The 23,101-nt window shown below is 74.2% G+C and carries 18 protein-coding genes; 11 read left to right on the top strand and 7 right to left on the bottom strand.

Annotation, left to right across the window (positions count from 1 at the left end):
• Window positions 1–75 precede the first annotated feature (75 nt).
• The 5 genes from ACX9I7_RS15745 to ACX9I7_RS15725 all read left to right on the top strand — a co-directional run bounded on the left by ACX9I7_RS15745 (window position 76) and on the right by ACX9I7_RS15725 (window position 7,752).
• Window positions 76–1,356 carry a cytochrome P450 family protein gene (locus ACX9I7_RS15745; RefSeq protein WP_459387694.1) on the top strand — a complete coding sequence of 427 codons (1,281 nt, stop codon included), beginning with the start codon at window positions 76–78 and terminating at the stop codon, window positions 1,354–1,356.
• Window positions 1,357–1,567: 211 nt separating this feature from the next.
• Complete coding sequence (locus tag ACX9I7_RS15740; RefSeq protein ID WP_459387693.1) at window positions 1,568–3,043, top strand: CocE/NonD family hydrolase; 1,476 nt, start codon at window positions 1,568–1,570, stop codon at window positions 3,041–3,043.
• 97 nt (window positions 3,044–3,140) lie between these two features.
• Window positions 3,141–4,643 (top strand): glucose-6-phosphate dehydrogenase, encoded by a 1,503-nt coding sequence (gene zwf / locus ACX9I7_RS15735; RefSeq protein WP_459387692.1) that lies wholly within the window; start codon window positions 3,141–3,143, stop codon window positions 4,641–4,643.
• Window positions 4,640–5,380: an HAD family hydrolase gene (locus tag ACX9I7_RS15730; protein ID WP_358620588.1), complete on the top strand. Its 741-nt coding sequence runs from the start codon at window positions 4,640–4,642 to the stop codon at window positions 5,378–5,380. Before zwf ends, ACX9I7_RS15730 begins: the two co-directional genes overlap by 4 nt.
• Entirely contained in the window at window positions 5,377–7,752 is a 2,376-nt protein-coding gene (locus ACX9I7_RS15725; protein ID WP_387573841.1) for a glycoside hydrolase family 65 protein, read from the top strand. Before ACX9I7_RS15730 ends, ACX9I7_RS15725 begins: the two co-directional genes overlap by 4 nt.
• Before the next feature lie 29 nt (window positions 7,753–7,781).
• Here the strand turns inward: ACX9I7_RS15725 and ACX9I7_RS15720 are convergent, their stop codons facing one another.
• The gene (locus ACX9I7_RS15720) at window positions 7,782–9,023 is read right to left on the bottom strand and encodes an FUSC family protein (RefSeq protein WP_459387747.1); all 1,242 of its coding nucleotides are present in this window, start codon (window positions 9,021–9,023) and stop codon (window positions 7,782–7,784) included.
• Between the two features lie 51 nt (window positions 9,024–9,074).
• Between ACX9I7_RS15720 and ACX9I7_RS15715 the strand changes: the two genes are divergently transcribed.
• Entirely contained in the window at window positions 9,075–9,731 is a 657-nt protein-coding gene (locus ACX9I7_RS15715; protein WP_459387691.1) for a PhzF family phenazine biosynthesis protein, read from the top strand.
• 34 nt (window positions 9,732–9,765) lie between these two features.
• Here the strand turns inward: ACX9I7_RS15715 and ACX9I7_RS15710 are convergent, their stop codons facing one another.
• Entirely contained in the window at window positions 9,766–11,613 is a 1,848-nt protein-coding gene (locus ACX9I7_RS15710; RefSeq protein ID WP_387573837.1) for a glycoside hydrolase family 15 protein, read from the bottom strand.
• An 84-nt stretch (window positions 11,614–11,697) separates the two neighbouring features.
• On the bottom strand, window positions 11,698–12,081 hold the full coding sequence (locus ACX9I7_RS15705; protein ID WP_459387690.1) for a hypothetical protein: 384 nt from the start codon (window positions 12,079–12,081) through the stop codon (window positions 11,698–11,700).
• A gap of 231 nt (window positions 12,082–12,312) precedes the next feature.
• On the opposite strand from ACX9I7_RS15705, the gene ACX9I7_RS15700 reads away from it, so the two are divergent.
• Window positions 12,313–13,239 (top strand): DMT family transporter, encoded by a 927-nt coding sequence (locus ACX9I7_RS15700; RefSeq protein ID WP_459387689.1) that lies wholly within the window; start codon window positions 12,313–12,315, stop codon window positions 13,237–13,239.
• A gap of 130 nt (window positions 13,240–13,369) precedes the next feature.
• Window positions 13,370–15,046 (top strand): bifunctional 3'-5' exonuclease/DNA polymerase, encoded by a 1,677-nt coding sequence (locus ACX9I7_RS15695; protein WP_459387688.1) that lies wholly within the window; start codon window positions 13,370–13,372, stop codon window positions 15,044–15,046.
• Window positions 15,047–15,071: 25 nt separating this feature from the next.
• Here ACX9I7_RS15695 and ACX9I7_RS15690 read toward each other — a convergent pair whose 3' ends face one another.
• Both ACX9I7_RS15690 and ACX9I7_RS15685 read right to left on the bottom strand, forming a co-directional pair.
• Window positions 15,072–16,601, bottom strand: a complete 1,530-nt coding sequence (locus ACX9I7_RS15690) for an AMP-binding protein (protein WP_459387687.1) — start codon at window positions 16,599–16,601, stop codon at window positions 15,072–15,074.
• Window positions 16,602–16,782: 181 nt separating this feature from the next.
• The gene (locus tag ACX9I7_RS15685) at window positions 16,783–17,346 is read right to left on the bottom strand and encodes a TerD family protein (protein WP_387573827.1); all 564 of its coding nucleotides are present in this window, start codon (window positions 17,344–17,346) and stop codon (window positions 16,783–16,785) included.
• A gap of 232 nt (window positions 17,347–17,578) precedes the next feature.
• On the opposite strand from ACX9I7_RS15685, the gene ACX9I7_RS15680 reads away from it, so the two are divergent.
• A complete protein-coding gene (locus ACX9I7_RS15680; RefSeq protein WP_459387686.1) occupies window positions 17,579–18,745 on the top strand; it encodes a hypothetical protein in 1,167 nt (388 codons plus the stop codon).
• A gap of 86 nt (window positions 18,746–18,831) precedes the next feature.
• Window positions 18,832–19,977: a methyltransferase gene (locus ACX9I7_RS15675; RefSeq protein WP_387573823.1), complete on the top strand. Its 1,146-nt coding sequence runs from the start codon at window positions 18,832–18,834 to the stop codon at window positions 19,975–19,977.
• Between the two features lie 59 nt (window positions 19,978–20,036).
• Here ACX9I7_RS15675 and ACX9I7_RS15670 read toward each other — a convergent pair whose 3' ends face one another.
• Window positions 20,037–21,041, bottom strand: a complete 1,005-nt coding sequence (locus tag ACX9I7_RS15670) for a trypsin-like serine peptidase (protein WP_459387685.1) — start codon at window positions 21,039–21,041, stop codon at window positions 20,037–20,039.
• Window positions 21,042–21,260: 219 nt separating this feature from the next.
• Between ACX9I7_RS15670 and ACX9I7_RS15665 the strand changes: the two genes are divergently transcribed.
• On the top strand, window positions 21,261–22,598 hold the full coding sequence (locus ACX9I7_RS15665; RefSeq protein WP_459387684.1) for a flavin monoamine oxidase family protein: 1,338 nt from the start codon (window positions 21,261–21,263) through the stop codon (window positions 22,596–22,598).
• Window positions 22,599–22,653: 55 nt separating this feature from the next.
• Here the strand turns inward: ACX9I7_RS15665 and iscX are convergent, their stop codons facing one another.
• Window positions 22,654–22,869: a Fe-S cluster assembly protein IscX gene (gene iscX / locus ACX9I7_RS15660; protein ID WP_387573817.1), complete on the bottom strand. Its 216-nt coding sequence runs from the start codon at window positions 22,867–22,869 to the stop codon at window positions 22,654–22,656.
• Window positions 22,870–23,101: the final 232 nt, after the last annotated feature.

Here is a 23,101-nt window from a genome sequence, read left to right as displayed (position 1 = left end):
CCGCACAGGCCCGCCCCCACAGCGCTGACAAGGCCCCGGGGCCGGGAACGCACCGTCATCGGTGAGGATGAGCGGGTGCCCGAAACCCTGAACCCCGCGGACCCCGGCTTCGCACACGACCCGTACCCGTACTACGCGCGGCTGCGCGCCCGGGGCCCCGTGGCGCGGGTGGCCCTCGCCAACGGCACGCACGCGTGGCTCGTCACCGGCTACGACCGGGCACGGGAGGTCCTCGCCGACCCCCGCTTCTCCAACGTGCCGCCACCCCGCGCCGGCCGCCCCAAGCCGGACTCCCCGGCCCGGCGGGCCCAGGCCTGCCTCGCCCGCCACATGCTCAACTCCGACGCCCCCGACCACCTCCGGCTGCGCCGGCTGACCACGGCCGCCTTCACCCCGCGCCGCGTGGACGCCCTGCGCCCGAGGATCGAGCGGATCACCGACGGCCTGGTCGCGGAGGTGGCCGCCCTGCTGGCCCGCGAGGGGACCGCCGACCTGGTGGACTCCTTCGCCTTCCCGCTGCCCGTGCTCGTGATCGGCGAGGTGCTGGGCGTCCCCGAGGCCGACCGGGCTTCCTTGCGGGAGTGGACCTACCGCGTCGGCTCGCCCACCGACGCCCTGGAACGGGGGGCGACCGACGAGGCGTGGGCCGCGCTCCACGCGTACTTCACCACGCTGATCGCGCACAAGCGCCGCTCCCCGGGCGACGACCTCTTCAGCGCGCTGGTGCACGACGCGAGCGAGGGCGGCCTCGACGACGGCGAACTGCTCGCCATGGCGTTCCTGCTGCTCTTCGCCGGCTACGAGACGACCATGAACCTGCTGGCCTCCGCGTCGCTGCTGCTGCTCACCCACCCGGGCGAGCTCGCCGCCGCCCGGGACGGCGGCGAGGCGCGCTGGGCCGCCGTGGTCGAGGAGACCCTGCGGCACGCCAGCCCCCTGGAGGGCACGACCTGGCGGCGCACGACGGAGCCCGTCGACCTCGGCGGGGGAGCGGTGATACCGGCGGAGGAGTCCGTGCTCGTCGTGCTCGCGGCGGCGGGCCGCGACCCGGAGCGCTTCCCCGACCCGGACGCCTTCCGGCCCGCCCGCTACCTCGCGGCCGCGGCGACGGACGACGGCGCGACGGCGGACGACCGCGCGGAACGGGCCGCCCCGCACCTCGCCTTCGGTCACGGGCCGCACTTCTGCCTCGGCTCCCGGCTGGCCCGGATGGAGGCGGCGATCGCCCTGCCGCGGCTCTTCGACGCGCTCCCCGGCCTGGCCCTGGCCGCCGAGCCGGAACGACTGCCGTACCGCCCGGGGCTCCTGGTGCGCGGCCCGCGCGAACTCCCCGTCACCCACGCCGCACGGCATTGAGGTCCCCTGCCCATCTGGGCCAACGCCCAACCCCCGGGCGGGCGTTGTTCATCAGGACGGATGGACGGGGCCCGGATGCCTTGCCGGTCACCCTCCGTGTTCGAGACGCTCCGGTCGGTAAGTACGGCCGTCGTGCCGCGGGCTCCCACAGGCGCCGGACCGACGCGCTCCGGTGATGCGCGCCCGTATCGAGCCCGTCGGCAGGTGACCCATGCGAGCGGTCCGGTCCGCCCTGGCAGCCCTGGTGGCGGCCGTCCTCCTCACGGTGTCCGCCATGGCCCCGGCCGTGGCCGCGCCCGCCGCCCGGGCCGTGCGCGGCGGCCCGGAGGTCACCGCGATCGAGGTCGCGCCCGGGGTGCGGCTCCGGGCGGAGGTCCACGCGCCCGCCGGCCCCGGGCCGCACCCGCTGGTCGTGATGCCCGCCCCCTTCCCGTACCCCGCCGCCCACCAGGACCCGGCGGCCCGGCGGCTGGCCGCCGCCGGGTACGTCGTCGTCGGCTACCGGCCGCGCGGCCTGCCCGGCTCGGGCGGCGCGTTCGGCATGGCCGGGCCGCGGGACGTCGCCGACGCCTCCGCCGTGATCTCCTGGGCGCTCGCCCGCACCCCGGCCGACGCCCGGCGGGTGGGCCTGTACGGCACGGCGTACGGCGCCGGCATCGGGCTGCTCGCCGCCTCCGAGGACCGGCGGGTACGGGCGGTGGCCGCCCTCGGCGGCTGGGTGGACCTCCTCGACGGGCTCTACGGCGGCGGCACCAGGCGGCGCGCCCACCCCCTGTTCCGGGCCGCCGCCCGCCCCGGGGCGGTCCGGCCGGACCCGGAGGTCCGCCGCGCCCTGCGGGAGTACGCGGAGCACCCCGACCCCACGCCCGCCTTCCGCTCCTTCGCCCGCGCCCGTTCCCCGATCACCCACCTGGACCGGCTCAACGCCCACGCCCCCGCCGTCCTGCTGGCCCACACTTGGTCCGCGACCGTCGAGTCACCCAACCGGAACGGGCGGTACTTCAGCCGCCTCCGCACGGCCAAGCGCCTGGAGTACCGGCGGGACGACCACGCCGCGCAAGCGCCGTCGGCGAGCGCGCAGCGCTGGTTCGACCGCCACCTGCGCGGCGGGCCCGGCGGCCCCGGCACCGAGCCGCCCGTCTTCCTGGAGGCCCGGGGCCGGCCCCCCGGCCACCCCGGGGAGCACTACGACGACCTGTGGGCGACCGCCTCCGCCAACCACGTCCCCCCGCTGGAGCCGAGGACGGGCCCCGACCCCGTCATCCACACCGGCCCGGACCCGCACGGCCCGCACGCCGACGCCCCGTCACCCGGCCACGGCTCCGCCGCCCTGTGGTGGACGTCCCCCGACCCCCGCCCCCGGCGGCTGCGGGGCATCCCCGCCCTGCGCACCCGGGTGACACCCTCGGCGGCGGAGGGGACCCTCGTCGCGCGCCTCTACGACCTGGCCCCCACCGGCACCGCCACGCTCGTCACCCACGCCCCGTACTCCTTCGCCCGCCGTGCCCCCGGAACCCCCTTCGAGGCGTGCTTCGACCTCTTCGCCACCGTCTACGACCTGCCCGCCGGCCACCGGCTCGCCCTCCTCGTCACCGGCACCGACCCGCTGTACGTGGCGCGCAACCCGCCCGGGGCCACCCTCACCCTCCACTCCGCCGCGACCGGACTCGCCCTGCCCGTCCGCTGACCGCACCCGCCCCGCCCGCCACGCCCCGCCCGCCCCCGCGCGGTCCGAACGGGTGACGCGAATCGCGCGCGGGCGAGGGCTGCCGGAAGGTAGGGGTGTGAAGCCCACCCCCACGCGAGCGGAGCCCGCGCCGGGCGCCGGGACCGGGATCGTCACCCCCGACGACCACGTCATCGTGCTCTTCGGCGCCACCGGCGACCTCGCCCGGCGCAAGCTCCTCCCCGGCCTCTTCCGGCTCGCCCTGGCCGGCCTGATGCCCCGCGCCTACCGGATCGTGGGCTCCGCCCCCGCCTCGGACGCGCTCACCGACGAGGAGTTCCGCGAGCGCGCCCGGGACGCCGTCGCCGAGTTCTGCGCAGCCGAGCCCGTCGGCGAGGAGTGGGAGGCATTCGAACGCGCCCTGAGCTTCGGCGCCGCCGACCCCGGGGACACCCGGCCGCTGCTCGACGCCGTCCGCGCGGCCGAACGCGACCTCGGCGGCAGCCCCCGCCGCCTCCACCACCTGGCCGTGCCGCCCGTCGCCTTCGCCTCCGTCGTCGAGGAACTCGGCCGCACCGGACTCGCCAACGGCGCCCGCGTCATCGTCGAGAAGCCCTTCGGCACCGACCTCGCCTCCGCGCGCGCCCTCAACGACACCCTCCACACCGTCTTCGACGAGGAACGCGTCTTCCGCATCGACCACTTCCTCGGCAAGGAGTCCGTCGACAACATCCTCGCCCTCCGCTTCGCCAACGGCCTCTTCGAACCCGTCTGGAACCGCGACCACATCAGCCATGTCCAGATCGACGTCCCCGAGGCGATCGGCATCGAGGGCCGCGCCTCGTTCTTCGAACAGACCGGCACCTTCCGCGACATGGTCGTCACCCACCTCTTCCAGGTGCTCGGCTTCGTCGCCATGGAGCCGCCCGTCGACCTCGGCGCGAAGGCCCTGCGGGACGAGAAGAACAAGGTCTTCCAGGCGATGCGGCCGCTCGACCCCCGCCGGGCCGTGCGCGGCCAGTACGACGGCTACCGCGCCGAGCCCGGCGTCGACCCGCGCTCCGGCACCGAGACCTTCATCGCCCTGCGCGCCGAGATCGACAACTGGCGCTGGTCCGGCGTCCCCTTCTACCTCCGCTCCGGCAAATCGCTCGCCCGCCGGCGACAGGTCGTCACCCTCCACTTCAAGGAGCCCTCGCTGCGGATGTTCCCCGGGACGCCGCCCCCGGCCGACTCCTGCGCCAACACCCTGGTCGTCGACTTCGACGACCCCGGCTGGATCGCCGCCCGCTTCCTCGTCAAACAACCCGGCCCGAGCATGCGGCTCGGCCCGGCCCGGATGACGTTCCGCTACGCCGACTCCGTCCGGCGGCGCAGCGGCCTGGAGGGCTACGAACGGCTCATCCTCGACGCCATGCTGGGCGACCAGGCCCTCTTCACCCGCTCCGACGGCATCGAACGGCTCTGGGAGGTCTCCGCCCCGCTGCTGGAGTCGCCCGGCGAGGTGCTGCCCTACCCGCCCGGCTCCTGGGGACCCGACGCCGCCCGTGACCTGATCGCCCCGCACCGCTGGTACCTCCCGGATGACATCGGCGACAGCGGGGAAGGCGCCACACCATGAACCGTCTCGGCCTGCCCGACACCGTCCACGCCTGTCTGTTCGACATGGACGGCGTCCTCACCCGCACCGCCACCGTCCACGCCGCCGCCTGGAAAGAGACCTTCGACGCCTTCCTGCGCCGCCGCGACGGAGCGGACTTCCGCCCCTTCGACGCCACCGACTACGACCGCTACGTCGACGGCATGCCTCGCGCCGACGGCGTCCGCACCTTCCTCGCCTCGCGCGGCATCCACCTCCCCGAGGGCGCCGACGACGACCCGCCCGACCGCGACACCGTGCACGGGCTCGGCAACCGCAAGAACGCCCTCGTCCTGACGAAGATCCAGGAACTGGGCGTCGAGGCGTTCCCCGGCTCCGTCCGCTACGCCCGGGCCGCCCGCGACGCCGGACTGCGCCGTGCGGTGGTCTCCTCCAGCGCCAACTGCCAGGCCGTACTGGCCGCCGCCGGCATCGAGGACCTCTTCGAGGTGCGGATCGACGGAATCGTCGCCGCCGAACGGCACCTGCCGGGCAAGCCCCACCCCGACACCTTCCTCGCCGCCGCCCACGACCTCGGCACACCACCCGGGGCCGCCGCCGTCTTCGAGGACGCCCTGGCGGGCATGGAGGCCGGTCGCGCCGGCGCCTTCGGCTTCGTCGTCGGCGTGAACCGGGCCGACCAGGCCGAGGAACTGCGCCGGCACGGCGCCGATGTCGTCGTCGACGACCTCGCGGAACTGCTGGGGGAGGCCCTGTGATCACCCATCCGTCCTATATGGTCGAACCCTGGTGCCTGCGCGAGACCGAGCTCAGCATGGACGTGCTCTCCCAGAGCGAATCGGTCTTCGCCCTCTCCAACGGCCACGTCGGCTGGCGGGGCAACCTCGACGAGGGCGAGCCGCACGGCCTGCCCGGCTCCTACCTCAACGGCGTCTTCGAGTTCCGGCCGCTGCCCTACGCCGAGGCGGGCTACGGCTACCCGGAGTCCGGCCAGACCATCATCAACGTCACCAACGGCAAGCTCGTCCGCCTCCTCGTCGACGACGAGCCCTTCGACCTGCGCTACGGGAAGTGCCACAAGCACGAGCGGCTGCTCGACTTCCGGACCGGGCTGCTCCACCGCACCGCCGAGTGGACCTCGCCCAGCGGCCGCAGCGTCCGCGTCCGCTCCACCCGGCTGGTGTCCTTCAGCCAGCGCGCGGTGGCGGCCATCGCCTACGAGGTCGAGCCGCTCGACGACGAGATGCGGATCGTCGTCCAGTCGGAGCTCGTCGCCAACGAACAACTGCCCCGCGCCGAGGGGGACCCGCGCGCCGCCGCCGTCCTGGAGACCCCGCTGGTCTCCGAGGAGCACGCCGCTCACGACAGCCGCATCCGGCTGCTGCACCGCACCGCCCGCAGCGACCTGCGGGTCGGCGTGGCCGCCGCGCACTTCGTGGACGGTCCCAAGGCCGAGACCGCGTCGGAGAGCATCGACGACCTCGGCCGCTTCACCGTCACCTCACGGCTGCGGCCGGGCGAGAAACTGCGTGTGGAGAAGATCGTCGCGCACGGCTGGTCGGCGGTGCGCTCGGCGCCCGCCGTACGCGACCAGGTCGACGCCGCCCTCGCCGCCGCCACCAGCGCCCGCTTCGAAGGGCTGGCCGCCGAACAGCGCGCCTACCTGGAGGAGTTCTGGGCTGGCTCCGACGTCGAGGTGGACGGCGACGCCGAGATCCAGCAGGCCGTCCGCTTCGCCCTCTTCCACGTCCTCCAGGCCGGCGCCCGCGGCGAGGCCCGCGCCCTGCCCGCCAAGGGCCTGACCGGCCCCGGCTACGACGGCCACTGCTTCTGGGACACCGAGACCTTCGTCCTGCCCGCGCTCACCTACACCGCGCCCCAGGCCGTGGAACAGGCCCTGCGCTGGCGGTACAACACCATGCCCGAGGCCCAGGAACGGGCCCGGCAGCTCGGCCTGGCGGGCTCCGCCTTCCCCTGGCGGACCATCAACGGCAGCGAGTGCTCCGGCTACTGGCCGGCCGGCACCGCCGCGTTCCACATCAACGCCGACATCGCCGACGCCGTCGTCCGCTACATCCGCGCCACCTGCGACGACGCCTTCGAACGCGAGGTGGGGCTGCCCCTGCTGGTGGAGACCGCCCGGCTGTGGCGCTCCCTGGGCCACCACGACCATCACGGCGACTTCCACATCGACGGGGTCACCGGCCCGGACGAGTACAGCGCCATCGCGGACGACAACGTCTACACGAACCTGATGGCCCAGCACAATCTGCGGGCGGCCGCGGCCGCCGCCGAACGCCACCCGGACCTCGCCGCGAACCTGGGCGTGGACGACGAGGAGACCGCCGCCTGGCGGGACGCGGCCACCCGGATGACCCTCCCGTACGACGACGAGCTGCGGGTGCACGAGCAGTCCGCGGGCTTCACCCGCCACCAGCTCTGGGACTTCGCCCGCACCCACCCCGACCAGTACCCGCTGCTGCTGAACTTCCCCTACTTCGACCTCTACCGCAAACAGGTCGTCAAACAGGCCGACCTCGTCCTCGCCATGTGCCTGCGCGGGGACGCCTTCACCCCGGAGGAGAAGGCCCGCAACTTCGCCTACTACGAGCAGCTGACCGTGCGCGACTCCTCCCTGTCCGCCTGCGGACAGGCCGTGATGGCCGCCGAGGTCGGCCACATGCGGCTCGCCTACGACTACCTGGGCGAGGCCGCGATGATGGACCTCTCCGACCTGGAGGGCAACACCCGCGACGGCATCCACATCGCCTCCCTCGCCGGCACCTGGTTCGCCCTCGTCATCGGCTTCGGCGGGATGCGCGAGGACGACGGGCTCATCGCCTTCAACCCCCGGCTGCCGGAACAACTCGGCCGCCTCGCCTTCACCGTCCAGTTCCGCCAGCGCCGGGTGCGCGTGGAGATCACCGGGACCACCGCCACCTACACCCTCCTCGACGGCGACAGCCTCGGCATCCGCCACTGCGGCGAGCGCCTGAGCCTGCTCTGCGCCGCCCCGGAGTCCCGCCAGATCCCGCCCATCCCCACCGGCCCCGCCCCCGAGCAGCCGGCCGGCCGCGCCCCCGCCCGCCGCGGCCGCGCGACCGGCCACGAGGGGGACGGGGCACGCTAGCCGCGAGGAGCGGGCGACGGCCGCGTCCGCTACTCGACCCGCTCCCCGCCCGTCGCGCTGCGCCAGCCGTAACCCGTGCTGCGCAGCCGGCGCTGGACGCGGTGGAGCGTCGGGTGGCGGTCGCGCTGTTCGCGGGCGGCGCGGTCCAGCTCCTCGGCCAGCCGCTCGGTCCGTTTCTCCACGTCGAGCTCGTCCAGGATCCGGTCCACCTCCGCCAGCAGCGCCCCGTGGAGCTGCCACTGGCGCGGGTGCCGCCGGACACCCTGGAGGAGCAGCTCGGCCGCGCGGTCGCGGCTCGTGCGGCCGGCGGCCAGTTCGGCGACGAGCCGGGACTCGGCCTCCTCGGCGTTGGCGCTCACCTGGGTGGTGATCAGGACGGCGAAGCTCTCCACCGCGCGGGCGAGGTGGATGAACACCTCCCGCAGGGCCTCCGCCACATCGGGGGCGAACAGGGTCTCCCCGGTGCGCTCCTTGGCGAGGTCGGTGAGCGTGCGGCAGATGACGCGCAGGACGACGGCGGTGATCTCCAGGGCGTCCAGGCCGGTGCGCAGCACGACCCGGTGGAGCAGCCCCTCCCTGACCCGGGGGTTGAGGCGCAGGCTGTCCTCGGCCTGCCGCAGCGAGGCGTCGACCTGCACGATCTCTTGGTCCAGGCGGCGCGCCTCGTGGAGCCGGGCCGCCGCCTCCGCGACCGGGGTGTGGCCGACGAGCTCCTCGCCGACGCGCTGGAGCAGCCGTCCCATCCGGCGCGAGAGGTGCTCGATGGCCTCGCTGGCGGGCTGCACCCACACCGGGGGGACGAACAGGACGTCGAACAGCAGGCCGACGACGGCGCCGATGAGGGTCTCCAGGACCCGGTCCCACGCGGTGTAGCCCACCCGGGTGACGCCCAGGACCAGCATGGCGCTGATCGCCACCTCGGGCACGAATTCACCCGCGCGGACGAACCGCCCGATGATCAGCGAGGCCAGGATGATCAGACCCAGGCTCCACCAGGTCAGGCCCACGACGACGCTGAAGCCGATGGCGATCAGCACGCCCGCCACCACGGAGTTCACCCTGCGGATGCCGGTGGTGAGGGTGGAGTACAGGGTGACCTGCACCACGAGGATCGCGGTGAGCGGGGCGGTGAGCGGCGCCTGCTCGCTGCTCAGCTGGAGGGCCACCACATAGGAGATCACGGCCGCCAGCGTGGAGCGGACCGCTTGGACGACGGCGGGCTCCCGGTGGCGCCGCACCAGGGTCGTCAGGGGGTCGGGCAAGTCGGGCAGCACGTTGTGCCTCTTCCCTCGTCCGGGTCCGCGACTGGTTCAATCACCCGCATGGCTGATCACATAGTGGTGCGGGTGTTCGCGGGACCGGACGGCGGGGGAGGCAATCCGCTCGGGATCGTCGAGGACGGCCGCACGGTCCCCGGGGAGGCCCGGCAGGCGCTCGCGGCGGAACTGGGCTTCAGCGAGACGGTGTTCGTCGACGACCCCGGCACCGGGCTCGTCGACATCCGGACGCCCGGTGCCGTGCTGCCGTTCGCGGGGCATCCGCTGGTCGGCCTCGCGTGGTGGCTGCGGCGGCGGGGGCGGGGAGTGGACGTGCTGCGCCCGCCGGCGGGGGAGGTGCCCACGTGGCAGGAGGGGGAGACGACCTGGATCCGGGCGCGGGCCGGGTGGGCGGCCGGGCGGCGCACCCGGCGGTTCGCCTCGGTCGCCGAGGTGGACGCGCTGCCCGCGCCGCCGCCGGGGGAGGGCTGGCTGTACGCCTGGGCCTGGGAGGACGAGGCCGCGGGGCGCGTCCGGGCCCGGGGCTTTCCCCGGCGCGGCGACGGGATCGTCGAGGACGAGGCCACCGGCGCCGCCGCCCTGACCCTCGCCGCCGAGCTCGGCCGGGACCTCGTCGTCCGGCAGGGCATGGGATCCGTGATCCTGACGCGCTGTCACGGCGATGGAACGGTGGACCTCGGCGGCCGGGTGACCGTCGGCTGACGGCCGGCGGGTCACGACCTCACGGCCGGCGGGGTCACGGCCGGCAGGGCCGGGCCGTCGGCGTGCGGTGGGCGGTGACGGCGCGGTCGAGGTTGGTCGCGGCGCTGATGAGCGCGAGGTGGGTGAAGGCCTGGGGGAAGTTGCCCAGGGCCTCGCCCGCCGCGCCGACCTCCTCCGCGTACAGGCCCAGGTGGTTGGCGTGGGTGGTCATCTTCTCGAAGATGTACCGCGCCTCGCCGACCCGCCCGGCCCGGGCCAGCGCCTCGACGTACCAGAAGGAGCAGAGGTTGAACGTGCCCTCCCGGTCGAGGAACCCGTCGGTGCCGTCGGTCCGGTAGCGGTGGACGAGGCTGTCGCTGACCAGCTCCTCCTCCAGCCGCCGGACCGTGGAGAGGAACCGCGGGTCGGACGGGCCGGCGAACTTCACCAGCGGCATGACCAGCAGGGACGCGTCCAGCGTGCGGCCCTCGGCGTACTGGACGTACGCGCCGAGCTCCGGCGACCAGCACTCCTCCTGGACGTAGCGGTACGCCGCGGCGGCGGCGTCGCGCCAGCGCTCCACCGGGGCGGGCATGCCGCGGTGGCGGGCGATGCGCATGGCGCGCTCGAAGGCGACCCAGGTCATCAGCGCGGAGTAGGTGAAGCGCCGGCGGCCGCCGCGCGTCTCCCAGATCCCGTCGTCCGGCTCCTCCCAGTGCTTCTCCAGCCATTCGAGCTGGCGGCTCAGCGCCTCCCACAGCTCGTAGGAGATGGGCTCGCCGTGCTTGTTGTAGAGGTAGACGGAGTCCATCAGCTCGCCGTGGATGTCGAGTTGGAGCTGGTTCGCGGCGGCGTTGCCGATGCGCACCGGACGGGAGCCGCGGTATCCGGCGAGGTGGTCGAGCACGGTCTCCGGCAGCTCGGAGCGGCCGTCGATGCCGTAGAGCACCTGGAGGCCGGTGCCCGGTGGCGCCTCCACACAGCGGCGGTGGAGCCAGTCGATGAACGCCGCGGCCTCCTCCGTGAACCCCAGCCGCATCAGCGCGTACAGCGTGAACGCGGCGTCCCGGATCCAGGTGTAGCGGTAGTCCCAGTTGCGGCCCCCGCCCGGCGACTCGGGCAGTGAGGTGGTGGGCGCGGCGACGAGGGCGCCGGTGGGCTGGTGGACGAGGAGCTTGAGGACGAGCGCGGAGCGCTCGACCGCCTCCCGGTAGCGGCCCTGGTAGGTGGAGCGGCGCAGCCAGCCGTCCCAGTAGCGCAGGGTGTCGTCCAGCAGCCGGGACGCCTCGCCGCGGCCGAACGGGCGGATCTCGCCGCCCCACTGGGCCGCGAGCTCCAGCGTCCGGCCCGGCTCCAGCACGACGGTCGCCACGGCGGCGTCCCCCTCGGCGCGCAGCGGCACGGTCGAGCGCAGCACCAGCGTGCCGGCCGGGCTCGTGAAGACGGCGCCGACGCCCTCGACCACCTCGACCGTGTGCGCGGCGCGGGCGTAGTCGAACGCCGGCCGGCACTCCACCTCGACCGTGGCGCTCCCGCGCACCATCCGCACCTGGCGGACGATCTGCCGGACATCGCTCGCCGGGCAGGACGGATGGTCGGGCACCATGAAGTCGTACAGCTCCGCGACCGCGGCCTCGGCGAGGAAGCGGGTCAGCAGCACATTGGAGTCCGGCAGGTACATCTGCTTGGTGCGCTCCACGTCGCGCACCCGGACGGAGAACGAGCCCCCGCGCCCGGTGTCGAGGAGGGCGCCGAAGACCGAGGGCGCGTCGAAGCGTGGCAGACAGCACCAGTCGATGGTGCCGTCGACGCCCACCAGCGCGACGGTGTGGAGATCGCCGATGACGCCGTGGTCCTCGATGGGCGGCGCGACGGTCTGGCGCGGCCCGATGTCGTGTTTCATGACCGACCCTCCTCGGCGGAGGTGCGACACCACCCGTTATACCTCCGGGGGCGCGACAGCGCGCGGAGCGGCGTCGGCCGTGGTTCAGGCGTCGGGGTGCGAGCCCAGCTGGAGCCGTACCTCCAGCTCGTGCTCGCCCGGCACCGTGCCGTGGTCCTCCACCCCGAAGACGACGCCGAGCTCCTCCTTGACCTGGCGCACGGGGTCGGCGGCGCCGAAGAGGTCGACGGTGACGGGCGAGGCCAGCCGGGCCGGCGCGACGGCGCGCGGGGTGGCGCGGGTCCGCGCGTCGACGACCATGCACCACACCGTGGCGCCCCCCTTGGCCGCCTCGGCGGGCTCCTTCGTCCCCGGCTCGCCGACCTCGGGGAACGCGGCCTCCAGCGCGCCGAACACGGTACTCGCGTCCTCCTTGGCGCAGCCGGTGAGGTGAACGCTGACATGGTCCGCAGTCTCGAGGCCGCTCATCACCCGGTGCTCCTCCGCCGTCCGCTCAGACTTCGTCGGGTACGACGGTAGGAGAAGCCGACCCGGCCCGCCACTCAAAGCCCAAAGGATTCCTTTGATCCAATAACGGAATTCATTATTCGACTTATGGGAAGAACCTCGGTAGCGTCGCAGACGTTGGCTTTTCCCGACCCGTCAGAGGCGGTGTTTCCGTTGGTGGGCGAGCGCCGAGTGGCGACCCCTTGGAAGTTCATGGCCGCGACCGCGATCCTGTGGGGCTCGGCCTTCCCGGCGATCCGTGTCGCGCTCGACGGCTACGCGCCGACCGCCATGGCCGTCCTGCGGCTGGCCGTCGCCGTCGTCCTCCTGCTGCCGTTCCTGTTCACGGGCCGCGTCAGCAGGCTGCGCCGCGGCGACATCCCGCGCATGGCGGGCTTCGGGCTCACCGGCATGACCGCCTATCAGCTGCTGCTCTACGCCGGCGAACGGCACGTCGAGGGCGGCACGGCCGCCATGCTCGTCGCCACCTCCCCGGTGTTCGCCACCGTCCTGGGCATGCTCGTGCTGCGTGAACGGCCCGGCGCCTGGGGCGTCGGCGGACTCCTCGTCGCCCTGACCGGCGCCCTGGTGGTCGCCATGTCCGGCGGCGGCGGAGGCGGTTCGCACTCCGGCATGATCATGGTCGTCCTCGCGGCGGCCGCCCAGGCGACCTCCTTCATCCTCCAGAAGCCCCTGCTGTGCCGCTACTCCGGCATGGACTGCATCTTCTACGGCAGCCTCTTCGGCCTGGTGCCCCTGCTGTTCTTCGCCCCGCAGGCGGTGGGCCAGGCGGCGGCGGCCGGCTGGCACCAGAGCGCCGCGGTGGTGTGGCTGGGCCTCGGCTGTACGGCGCTGGCCTTCTGCACCTGGTCGCGCGTGCTGGAGGCGGCCACGGCCTCGACGAGCTCCCTCGTGCTCTACGCGGTGCCGGTCGCCGCGCTGGCGCTGGACGCGGTCCTCATGGGCGTCCTGCCGACCCCCGTGGCGGCCCTGGGCGGCCTGATCGTCCTCGCCGGCGTCGGCATCGCCGCCGTCCGCCGCCCGTCCGGGCGCAGCCGCGTGGTGGCCGCCTCGCCCCCACGGGAGAAGCCCGGCGAGGCGGACCCGGCCGACGCGCCGAAGACCCCCGCCACCCGCTGAACCGGCGTCGCCGGACACCGCGTCCGGTGTCCGGCGACGCCGCGTTCACGGGCCCCCGAAGACCGCGTGATGGGCGGCCGCAGACCCCTGCGGACCGTGATTGTCGGACCCCGGTGCGACACTCTCCGTCATGAGATGGGCGGTGGCCGAGACGGAGGACGGGAGCGCGCGCCTGTGCCCGGTGGACGGGGAGGGGCGGGCCGCCGGGCCCGTCGAGACGGAGAAGAGCCTGGCCGAGGCGGTCCGGTCGCGGCCCGGCGTGGACCGCTGGGTATGGCGGTCCACGGCCGAGGCATACGGACGGCTGCTCGCGGCCGGCGTCCGCGTCGAGCGCTGCTATGACGTCGAGGCCGCCGAGGCGCTGCTGATCGGGCACGAGGAGGGCCAGTCCGGCCAGCCCCGCTCCCTGCCCGCCGCCTGGGCGCGGCTGCGCGGGCTGCCCGTGCCCGCCGACCCGCCCGCGCGGGCGGCGGAGACCCAGCCGTCCCTGTTCGCCCCCGGCCCCGTGCCCCTGCCACCGGGCACGGACGAGCTGACGGCCCTGCTGGAGGTGTACGCGGAGCAACTGGCCCGGACGGAGCGCACCGCGCACCCCGGGCGGATGCGTCTGCTGACCGCCGCCGAGTCCGCCGGCACCCTGGTGGCCGCCGAGATGGGCCGCGCCGGGGTGCCCTGGCGGGCCGACGTCCACCACGAGCTGCTGCTGGCGCTGCTGGGCGAGCGCTATCCGGGCGGCCAGGAGACCCGGCGGCTCGCCGAGCTGGCCGACGAGGTGTCCCGCGCCTTCGGGGACGGCGTGCGCGTACGGCCCGACCTGCCGGCCGACATCGTGCGGGCCTTCGCCCGCGAGGGGATCACCCTGTCCTCCACCCGGGCCTGGGAGCTCCAGGAGATCGACCACCCGGCGATCCCCGCCCTGCTGGAGTACAAGAAGCTCTACCGGCTGCACACGGCCCACGGCTGGTCCTGGCTCCAGTCCTGGGTGCGCGACGGCCGCTTCCGGCCCGAGTACCTGCCCGCCGGCACGGTCACGGGCCGGTGGACCACCAACGGGGGCGGGGCGCTGCAGATCCCCAAGGTGGTGCGGCGGGCGGTCGTCGCCGACCCGGGCTGGTGCCTGGTCGTCGCCGACGCCGACCAGATCGAGCCCCGGGTGCTGGCCGCCGTCTCCCGCGACCCCGGCCTGATGGACGTCGCGGGCAGCGGCCGCGACCTCTACGCCGATCTGGCCGAGCGCGCCTTCTCGGGCGACCGGGAGCGGGCCAAGCTCGCCATGCTGGGCGCCATCTACGGCCAGACCTCCGGCGACGGCCTCAAGCACATGGCCGACCTGCGCCGCCGCTTCCCGGCGGCCGTCGCCTTCGTGGACGACGCGGCCCGCGCGGGCGAGGAGGGCCGCCTGGTGCGCACCTGGCTCGGCCGCACCTGCCCGCCCTCCGCCACGGCCGGGGCGTACGACGAGGCGGGCATCCCGCAGGACGAGGAGCCCACCGCGCCCGGCAGCACGGCGGGCGCCCGCGCCCGGGGCCGCTTCACCCGCAACTTCGTCGTCCAGGGCAGCGCGGCCGACTGGGCGGTGATGGTCCTCGCCCTGGTCCGCCGGTCCCTCGCGGACATGGCGGCGGAGCTGGTGTTCTTCCAGCACGACGAGGTGATCGTGCACTGCCCCGAGCAGGAGGCCCCCGCCGTCGTGGCGGCCATCCGCGAGGCGGGCGACCGCGCCGGGCGCATCGCCTTCGGCGACACGCCCGTGCGGTTCCCGCTCACCACGGCGGCGGTGCGGTGCTACGCGGACGCCAAGGAGTAAACGATTCGCCCCCCTGGCGCGCCCGTCACGCCACGGCCCGCTCCGCCTCCGCGCGGAGGCGGTTCTTGTCCGGCTTGCCCGCGTCGGTCAGCGGCAGGGTCTCGGCGAAGGTGAGGCGGGCGGGCTCGTACATGGCGCCGCGGCTCTCGCGCACCAGCGCGCGCAGTTCCTCCTCGCCGACGTCGGCGCCCGGGCGGCGGACGACGACGGCGTGCACCTGCTCCATGCTGTCGGCGTCACGGATGCCGAAGACGGCGCTCTGCGTCACCTCGGGGTGCGAGTTGAGGACGTCCTCCAGCTCGGAGGTGTAGACGTGGCCGCCCACCACGATGATCATGTCCTTGAGCCGGTCCACGACCGCCAGGAAGCCCTCGTCGTCCAGCCGGCCCAGGTCGCCGGTGTGCAGCCAGCCGTCGCGCAGCACCTGGGCGGTCAGCTCGGGCTGCTTCCAGTAGCCGGTCATGAGGTGCGGGGAGCGGATGCAGATCTCGCCGAGCTCGCCGTTCGGCAGTGCCCGCCCGGACTCGTCGCGTATCTCCACCTCGACGTCGGGCAGGACCTTGCCCGCGGTGCGCAGCAACTCCGGGCGGTCCAGGTCGTGCTGATCGGGCATCAGCATGCTGATGCCGCCGGCTTCGCTCTGGCCGTAGAACTGGACGAGCACGGGCCCGAAGCGGCGTATCGCGTCGGCCAGCCGCGCGGGGGAGGCCTGGCAGCCGCCGTAGACCAGGGCGCGGAGGCTGGAGGTGTCGGTGGTGGCCGCGTCCGGATGGTCCATCAGCCGGTACAGCAGCGGCGGCAGGAGGAAGAGGTCGGTGATCCGCTCGCGCTCGACGGCCGCGAGCACCTCGGCGGGGTCGAAGTCGTCCTGGAGCACCACGAAGCCGCCCAGGCGGAGCGTGGTGTCGGCGAACATGCCCCCGGCGTGCGCGACCGTGGTGCACAGCAGCTGCCGACGCGGGTAGTCCGGGCCGTCGAAGAGGCGGGTGGCGAGCTGTCCGAAGGTGGTGCAGATCCCCTTGGGGTGACCGGTGGTCCCGCCGGTGTGGCGGATGGTGCAGATGTCCTCCGGCCGCGCCTCGCCGGCCAGGGGCTCGGCGGACTCGGCGGCGGCCAGCTCCAGGAGGTCCTCGCCGAGCGACGCGGGCCCCAGGGTGAAGACGTCCTTCACCGGCGCCTGCGCGGTCACCTCGGTGGCCCGGCCGGCCCAGCGCGGGTCGACGATCAGGGCCCGGGTCTCGACGTCCTCGACGATGGCGGCCTGCGACTCCGCCGACAGCTTGTTGTAGAGGTGGTTGACGGTGCAGCCGAGGAGATTGGCGGCGTACCGGGCGGCGATGACCTCGGGGAGGTTGCCGCTGAGCAGGGTGACGGTCTGGCCGCGGCCCACGCCGCGCAGGCGCAGGGCGCGCGCCATGCGGAAGACGAGGGAGCGGAGCTCGCCGGCCGTCACGTACCGGCCCTCATGGCTTAAGGCGTGCTGGTCCGGGGCGGTGTTCAGGGCATCGAGGATGTCCTCCACGTAATTGCGGAAGGTGATGGGGGTGGCGGTCATCAGGGTTTTCCTCCCGGCGGCGGCAGGCGGTTCCGGGCCGCCGCTCATATGGTTTCCTAGGGCAATTATATGAACGCCCCACCCCGTCGATCAATTCCAACCGGAGGTCCGGTTTCCGAGCCCCGGCACACCTGTGCCCGGTGCCGCCGAGGACCGGAGGCACCGGGCACAGGCGGTGGGCTCACCGCCCCATGACCCTCACGAAGGTCGCCGGATCCGCGTCGAAGCCGTGGACGCCGCGCCGGAAGGTCCAGGCCCCCGAACCGTCGCGGACGAACTCCGCGACCCTCGCCGCCGTCGCCCCGCCGACCCCGGAGAAGTCGTCCTCCGCCAGCTGCTCACGGCCCTCCCGGACGTGCACGCTCGTCCCGGCGACGCCGTCGAACGTCAGCCGCCCGTCGCCCTGCTGAATGGCGACGCCCACGACCACCCGGACGTAGTCGGGGCTCAGCCGGTCGAGCTCCAGCGTCAGGACCTCGTCGTCGCCGAAGCCCTTGCCGTCCTTGCTGTCCCGGTTGAGGGTGATCGTGCCGTCGGGGGAACGACTGTCGAAGTGCACGAGATAGGCGGGCCGGCCGTGGGGGTCGCCGGCGCCGTACGTCGCCGCGATCAGGTCCAGATCGTGGGGAGCCGCGCCCGGAGGGCTCGGATCCCACCGGAGGGCCACCACTATCCGTTCCAACCCCTTGTTGAGACCGCTCCCCTTGTTGGGACCGCTCGCGGAACTCTTGTCCAGACCGCCCACAGGACCTCCCCTTTCCTCGGCGCGTCGGCCTTCCATGGTGCCATGACACACCCGTTCGCCGACGGCCGACAGCCCACCGCCCAGGCGGGTTTGACGGCCCGTCTTCGACGCTGACCGAATACCGGTGACCTGGCGCCCGCCGCACCCCACCATCCGGAGAGGATCCCCCACCACCGCGGCACACCGCGGAGCCGGTCGCATCGCGGGGATCGCCGTCCGGGAGGAGAGCGCGTTGCAGATCCGCTTCATCGGTGTCCTGAGGCCGGCGGTGGTCCTCACCGTCCTGGCCCTGGCCGCCCTGTGCACCACACCCGCCGTCGGCGCGGCGTCCTCCGCGCGCCCGGCGGCCATCGGCCTGCCGGCCGGAGTGAGCGCGGGCATCGCGGTGTTCGACCGGCAGACCGGCACGTTCACCGAGCAGTTCAACGCCCGGGCCCGGTTCCGTTCCGCCTCGGTGGTCAAGCTGCTGATCGCCCTCGACCACCTGTGGGACCGCGGTCCCACGTACCCGATACCCGACGCCGACCGGGCGCTGCTGGACGTCATGCTGCGCAGCAGCGACGACGGCGCGGCCAGCACGTTCTGGGACCGGAACGGCGGCGGCGCCATCGTCGAGCGGATGGTGGCACGGCTGAAACTGGCCGACACCGCGCCGCCACCGGCCGACCGGCCCGGGTACTGGGGTTACACCGCCCTCTCGGCGGCGGACACCGTCCGGATCTACCGGTACCTCCTCGACGAGGCGCCCACGCCCGTCCGCGACTACGTCATGGGCAATCTGCGCGCCTCGACCCGCTGCGGTACGGACAGCTACGACCAGAGCTTCGGCCTCGCGGCCGTCTTCGACCGGCCCTGGGCCGTCAAACAGGGGTGGTCCGGCTTCGACTCCAACGGCTGTACCACCGATCCGGCCGCCACCCGCGCCCCGGCCCGGACGCCGGGCCGGGCACCCACGCGGGCACCGGCCCCGGCCGACGGCGTGGACCTGCGCCGCCCCGCCCTCCACACCACCGGCACCGTGGGCGCCGCCGACCGCACCATCGTCGCCGTGTTCACCCTCCACGCCGAAGGCACCCCCTACGGCAAGGCATACTCCGACCTCGGCGCGGTGGTGCGGCAGCTGAACGTCCCCGGCGCCACCCGCACCCCCGGAAGCTGGTTCGGCACCTGGGGTTCCGGCGTGCGCGTACGGGCCCGGGCCGGCACCGACTCCGCCGTGCTCACCACGCTGCCCGCCGGGGTCGACGTGCTGGCGGGCTGCCAGAAGCGCGGACAGGTGGTCACCGTCCCCCCGTACACCAACGACTGGTGGGCCTACCTGCCCAAGTACGGCGGCTGGATCACCAACATCTACGTCTCCTCGCCCGGCGACAAGCTGCCGGACGTACCCGACTGCTGACCCGCCCGGACCCGCCGGGGGAGCGGCCGGCCGCCGGACCCGCCGAGGGCGGGGCCCGGCGGCCCCTCGGCTAGCCTGAAGACACAATGAACCGTTTCACGACGTCACGGGGTGAGTACGAACTCACCCGCTTCCCCGAGGACCCCCGCGACACCCTGCGCGCCTGGGACTCCGCCGACGAGTACCTGCTCGAGCACCTCGCGGAGGCCGGCACGGACCTCTCGGGCACCGTGGTCGTGGTGGGCGACCGGTGGGGAGCGCTGGTCACCGCCCTCGCCGGGCACCGGCCCACCCAGATCTCCGACTCCCACCTCGGCCAGGAGGCGACCCGGGCCAACCTGGCGCGCAACGGCGTCCCCGCCGGTGACGTCCGGCTGCTGTCCACCCGCGACACCCCGCCCGAGCGGATCGACGTCCTGCTCGTCCGCGTGCCCAAGAGCCTCGCCCTCCTGGAGGACCAGCTCCACCGCCTCGCGCCCGCCGTCCACGAGAACACCGTCGTCATCGGCACCGGCCGGGTCACCGAGATCCACACCTCGACGCTCCGGTTGTTCGAGACGATCCTCGGCCCCACCCGGACGTCCCTGGCCGTGAAGAAGTCCCGGCTCATCTTCTGTACGCCGGACCCCGCCCTCGACCGCCCCGCCAACCCCTGGCCGCACCGCTACGCCCTGCCCACCGGCATCGGCCCGGCCTCCGGGACGACCGTCACCAACCACGCGGGCATCTTCTGCCCCGACCGCCTCGACATCGGCACCCGCTTCTTCCTCGCGCACCTGCCCGAGCGCCGGGGCCCCGAGCGCGTCGTCGACCTGGGCTGCGGCAACGGCGTCGTCGGCACCGCCGCGGCGCTGGCCAACCCCGAGGCGGAGCTGCTGTTCACCGACGAGTCCCACCAGGCCGTGGCCTCCGCCGAGGCCACCTTCCGGGAGAACACCGGACCGGACGCCGTCGCCACGTTCCGCGTCGGCGACGGCCTGGAGGGCGTCCCCGCCGCGTCGGTGGACCTCGTCCTGAACAACCCGCCCTTCCACAGCCACCAGGCCACCACCGACACCACGGCCCGGCGGATGTTCGCCGGCGCCCGCGCGGCGCTGCGCCCCGGCGGGGAGCTGTGGGTCGTCGGCAACCGGCACCTGGGCTACCACGTCCGGCTGCGCAGGCTCTTCGGCGACTGCGAGGTCGTCGCGAGCGACCCGAAGTTCGTGATCCTGCGGGCCGTCAAGCGCTGACCCGCCCGTACGCGGACGTCCCGCCCCGCCACGCGGGGGCGGGACGTCGCGCGCCGGCGTCAGGTGTTCTGCGCCGTGTCGTAGAGGTTCTTGGCCTCGTCGCCGAAGTAGGGGCCGAACATCGTGTTCGGCAGGAACGTGTAGCCGAAGCTGTTGACCGACGCCTGGAGCCCGGCGCCGGTGGACTCGTCGAAGGACGTGAACCACGGGCCGCCGCTGGACCCGCCGGTCATATTGCAGCCCAGGCCGTGGTCCTGGGTGAGGAGGAAGTCCTTCGAGGACGTCCCGCTGCAGTAGATCAGCTTGCTGCCGTCGTACGGGGACGCCGCCGGGAACCCGAAGGCGTACATGTCCTTGTTGTAGCCGCCGTTGAACTCGAGGCCCTGGCCGCCGACGACGTCGGTGAGCCGCTTGCCGTCCACCGGGCCGACGACGGCGGCCCCGATGTCGTTGTTCATGTCCTCGCTGGCCGTCCACTGCGGGGTGGAGAGCGTCTTCGCCGCCGCCCAGGTGCCGTACGGCGACTGCCCGTCGTGGTAGCCGGGGACGAAGACCCAGTTGGTGTGCCAGCTTCCCTGGTACTTCACACAGTGCCCGGCGGTGAGCACGACACTGCCGTTCTTGCTGGTCACGGCGTCGCCCGAGCAGGAGGCGGTGCGGTTCTGGAACGTGAAGAACACCCGCCCGATCGTGTGGACGACGGCGCCGCCCCCGGTCCACGGCCCGCCGGCCTGCGGCAGGGACTTCACCTCGGCGGACGGGGCGGCCGGGGCGGTGGGCGCGACGGTGGACACCGCGCCGCGTGACTCCGCGGCGGGACGGACCGCCGGGGCCGCGAGACCGTCCGGGGCGGCGCCGGGCACGTCGAGCGGGGTGGCCGAGCGCATCCGTTCGGGGGTCCAGAAGGCGACGGCGTCCCGCTGGGCGGCGCTCGTGTGCGCGGTCGCCGGGGCCCGTTCGGCCCCGGCCGGCGCGGCGCCGGACGCGGTGGCCGGAGTGCCCAGGGCGACCAGGGTGCCGGCGGCCAGCAGGATGCCGGAGGTGCTGCGGTGGGGACGTCTCACGCGTACTCCTTCTGCCGAGGCCGGGCGCGTGGGGCGCGGGGCCGTGTGGGGGGCCGGACCGGCTGCCGGGGTCCGGGCAGACGAGTGGTGCGGATTCGACGGTGCGTCAGAAGAGCGTGCCACGCACGGCGGGGGATTGACAGGGGCGCGTCAATGATGCCCCGTCGGCCCCGGCCGTTTTCCGCCGCGTGATCCCGCCCCATCGCTTACGGTTCCGGTATGACGATCTACCGCACCGGCACCCCGGCCCCTCCCACGGACGGCCGCAGGACCCTGGTCGTCGGCGCGGGGATGGCCGGGCTGTACGCGGCCCGGGAACTGCGCCGCGCCGGCCACGACGTGACGGTCCTGGAGGCCCGGGAGCGCACCGGCGGGCGGCTGTGGACCGAGGAGTGGGAAGGACTCCGCATCGACCTGGGCGCCTCGTGGATCCACGGCGTCGAGGACAACCCCGTCGCGGAGCTCGCCGCGGAGGCCGGGGCCGCCACGGCCGTGTACGACGTCGGCACCCTCGACTACGGCAGCCAGGACGGCACGGTCTCCTACGCCCCCGACGGCCGGCGCCTCACCCGCGCCGAGGCGGAGACCCTGGGGAAGGACCTGAAGGCCGTCGGCGGCGCGCTGGAGGCCCTCGCCGCGCGGGCCGAGCCGGGGCTGTCCCTCGCGGAGGGGCTGCGTGCCGTGCTGGGCGCCGCGGGGCTGGAGCCGGCGCGGGCCAGGCGGGTCCTCGAGGCGTGCGGCCGCATGGCGGAGGACGACTGGGGCGCGGGCATCGGGGAACTGGCCCTGGCCGCCGTGATCTGGGGCAAGGACTACGAGGGCGTCGAGGCCGTCTTCCCCGGCGGCTACGCGCAGTTGACGGACCACCTGGCCGAGGGGCTGGACGTACGGCTGGGCCACCGCGTCACCCGCGTCGAACACGGGGGCGGCCGGGTGGAGGTGCACACCGACGGCCACGGCGTCCTCACCGCCGACCGGGTCGTGATCACGCTGCCGCTCGGGGTGCTGAAGGCCGGCGCCGTCACCTTCGCCCCGGAGCTCCCCGAGGCCAAGACGGACGTCATCGAGCGCATGGGCATGGGCGTCTACGACAAGCTCTACCTGCGCTTCGCGGAGGCGTTCTGGGACGACAGCGACGTGATCCGCCTGGAGGACACCCCGCACGGCGCCTTCGCCAACTGGTTCGACCTCCGGCGCGTCACCGGGGCCCCGGTGCTGGCCGTCCTCCACGGCGGGCCCGTCGCCCGCCGCCTCGAAGAACTGGACGACGCCACCGTGGTGGGCGACGCCCTGGCCGCCCTGCGCGGCGTCTACGGCGACAGGGTGACGGACCCCTCGGCGTACCGGCTCACCCGCTGGGCGGCCGACCCCTTCGCCCGGGGCTCGTACTCCTTCCCGGCCGCCGCCTTCGAGCCCGGCGACCACGACGTCCTGGCCGAACCCGTCGGGGAGCGCCTGTTCTTCGCGGGCGAGGCGACGAGCGCCGACCACAGCAGCACGGTCCACGGCGCGTTGCTCTCCGGCCGCCGCGCGGCCCGGAGCGTCCTGGCGAGCTGAGCGTCCCGGGGGCGCCGGGGCGTCGCGGGCCCGGGGTGCGTCGCGGACCCGGGGGTCAGCCGGCTCTGTCCTCCCGGACGGTGGTCCTGTCGCTCCACGCGAGCTGGATCGACTCCAGGAGCCGGGCGTTGCAGCGGGTCGGGTCGTCGCTGAAGCCGGTCAGCCCGGCGGTCCAGTCCCGGATCCGGACCAGATCGGCCGTCACCGGCCGGGTGGTGGGGTGCTGTTCGGCGAGGGCCGCCGCGATCTCTTCGATGTCCGTCCATCGCATGGGCCAGAGTGTGGCGGAGGGTGCCCGCGAGGTCCAGGGAGCCCTCCGGCGGGGCGCTCGCCAAACACCGGTCACCGTCCGGTCATCGTGGGCTGTCCTGCGGCGATGACCGGGCGATTACCGCACGGTGGGCACGGGTTGGGTGACTGCGCGTTACGGTCGGCGCGGGATTGACGCACGGTCAAGTGCGACAGCGAGAACCCGTCCCGAAAGAGAGCATGAGCACCATCGC

This window comes from Streptomyces sp. L500, from assembly GCF_054551825.1.
This window is presented reverse-complemented; position numbering and strand designations above follow the sequence as displayed.

Excerpts from the sequence above, each read along its gene's own strand:
- ACX9I7_RS15740 (WP_459387693.1), top strand. The coding sequence starts at position 1,568 with ATGCGAGCGGTCCGGTCCGCCCTGGCAGCCCTGGTGGCGGCCGTCCTC.
- ACX9I7_RS15730 (WP_358620588.1), top strand. The coding sequence starts at position 4,640 with ATGAACCGTCTCGGCCTGCCCGACACCGTCCACGCCTGTCTGTTCGAC.
- ACX9I7_RS15715 (WP_459387691.1), top strand. The coding sequence starts at position 9,075 with ATGGCTGATCACATAGTGGTGCGGGTGTTCGCGGGACCGGACGGCGGG.
- ACX9I7_RS15710 (WP_387573837.1), bottom strand. The coding sequence starts at position 11,613 with ATGAAACACGACATCGGGCCGCGCCAGACCGTCGCGCCGCCCATCGAG.
- ACX9I7_RS15705 (WP_459387690.1), bottom strand. The coding sequence starts at position 12,081 with ATGAGCGGCCTCGAGACTGCGGACCATGTCAGCGTTCACCTCACCGGC.
- ACX9I7_RS15700 (WP_459387689.1), top strand. The coding sequence starts at position 12,313 with ATGGCCGCGACCGCGATCCTGTGGGGCTCGGCCTTCCCGGCGATCCGT.
- ACX9I7_RS15695 (WP_459387688.1), top strand. The coding sequence starts at position 13,370 with ATGAGATGGGCGGTGGCCGAGACGGAGGACGGGAGCGCGCGCCTGTGC.
- ACX9I7_RS15690 (WP_459387687.1), bottom strand. The coding sequence starts at position 16,601 with ATGACCGCCACCCCCATCACCTTCCGCAATTACGTGGAGGACATCCTC.
- ACX9I7_RS15675 (WP_387573823.1), top strand. The coding sequence starts at position 18,832 with ATGAACCGTTTCACGACGTCACGGGGTGAGTACGAACTCACCCGCTTC.
- ACX9I7_RS15665 (WP_459387684.1), top strand. The coding sequence starts at position 21,261 with ATGACGATCTACCGCACCGGCACCCCGGCCCCTCCCACGGACGGCCGC.
- iscX (WP_387573817.1), bottom strand. The coding sequence starts at position 22,869 with ATGCGATGGACGGACATCGAAGAGATCGCGGCGGCCCTCGCCGAACAG.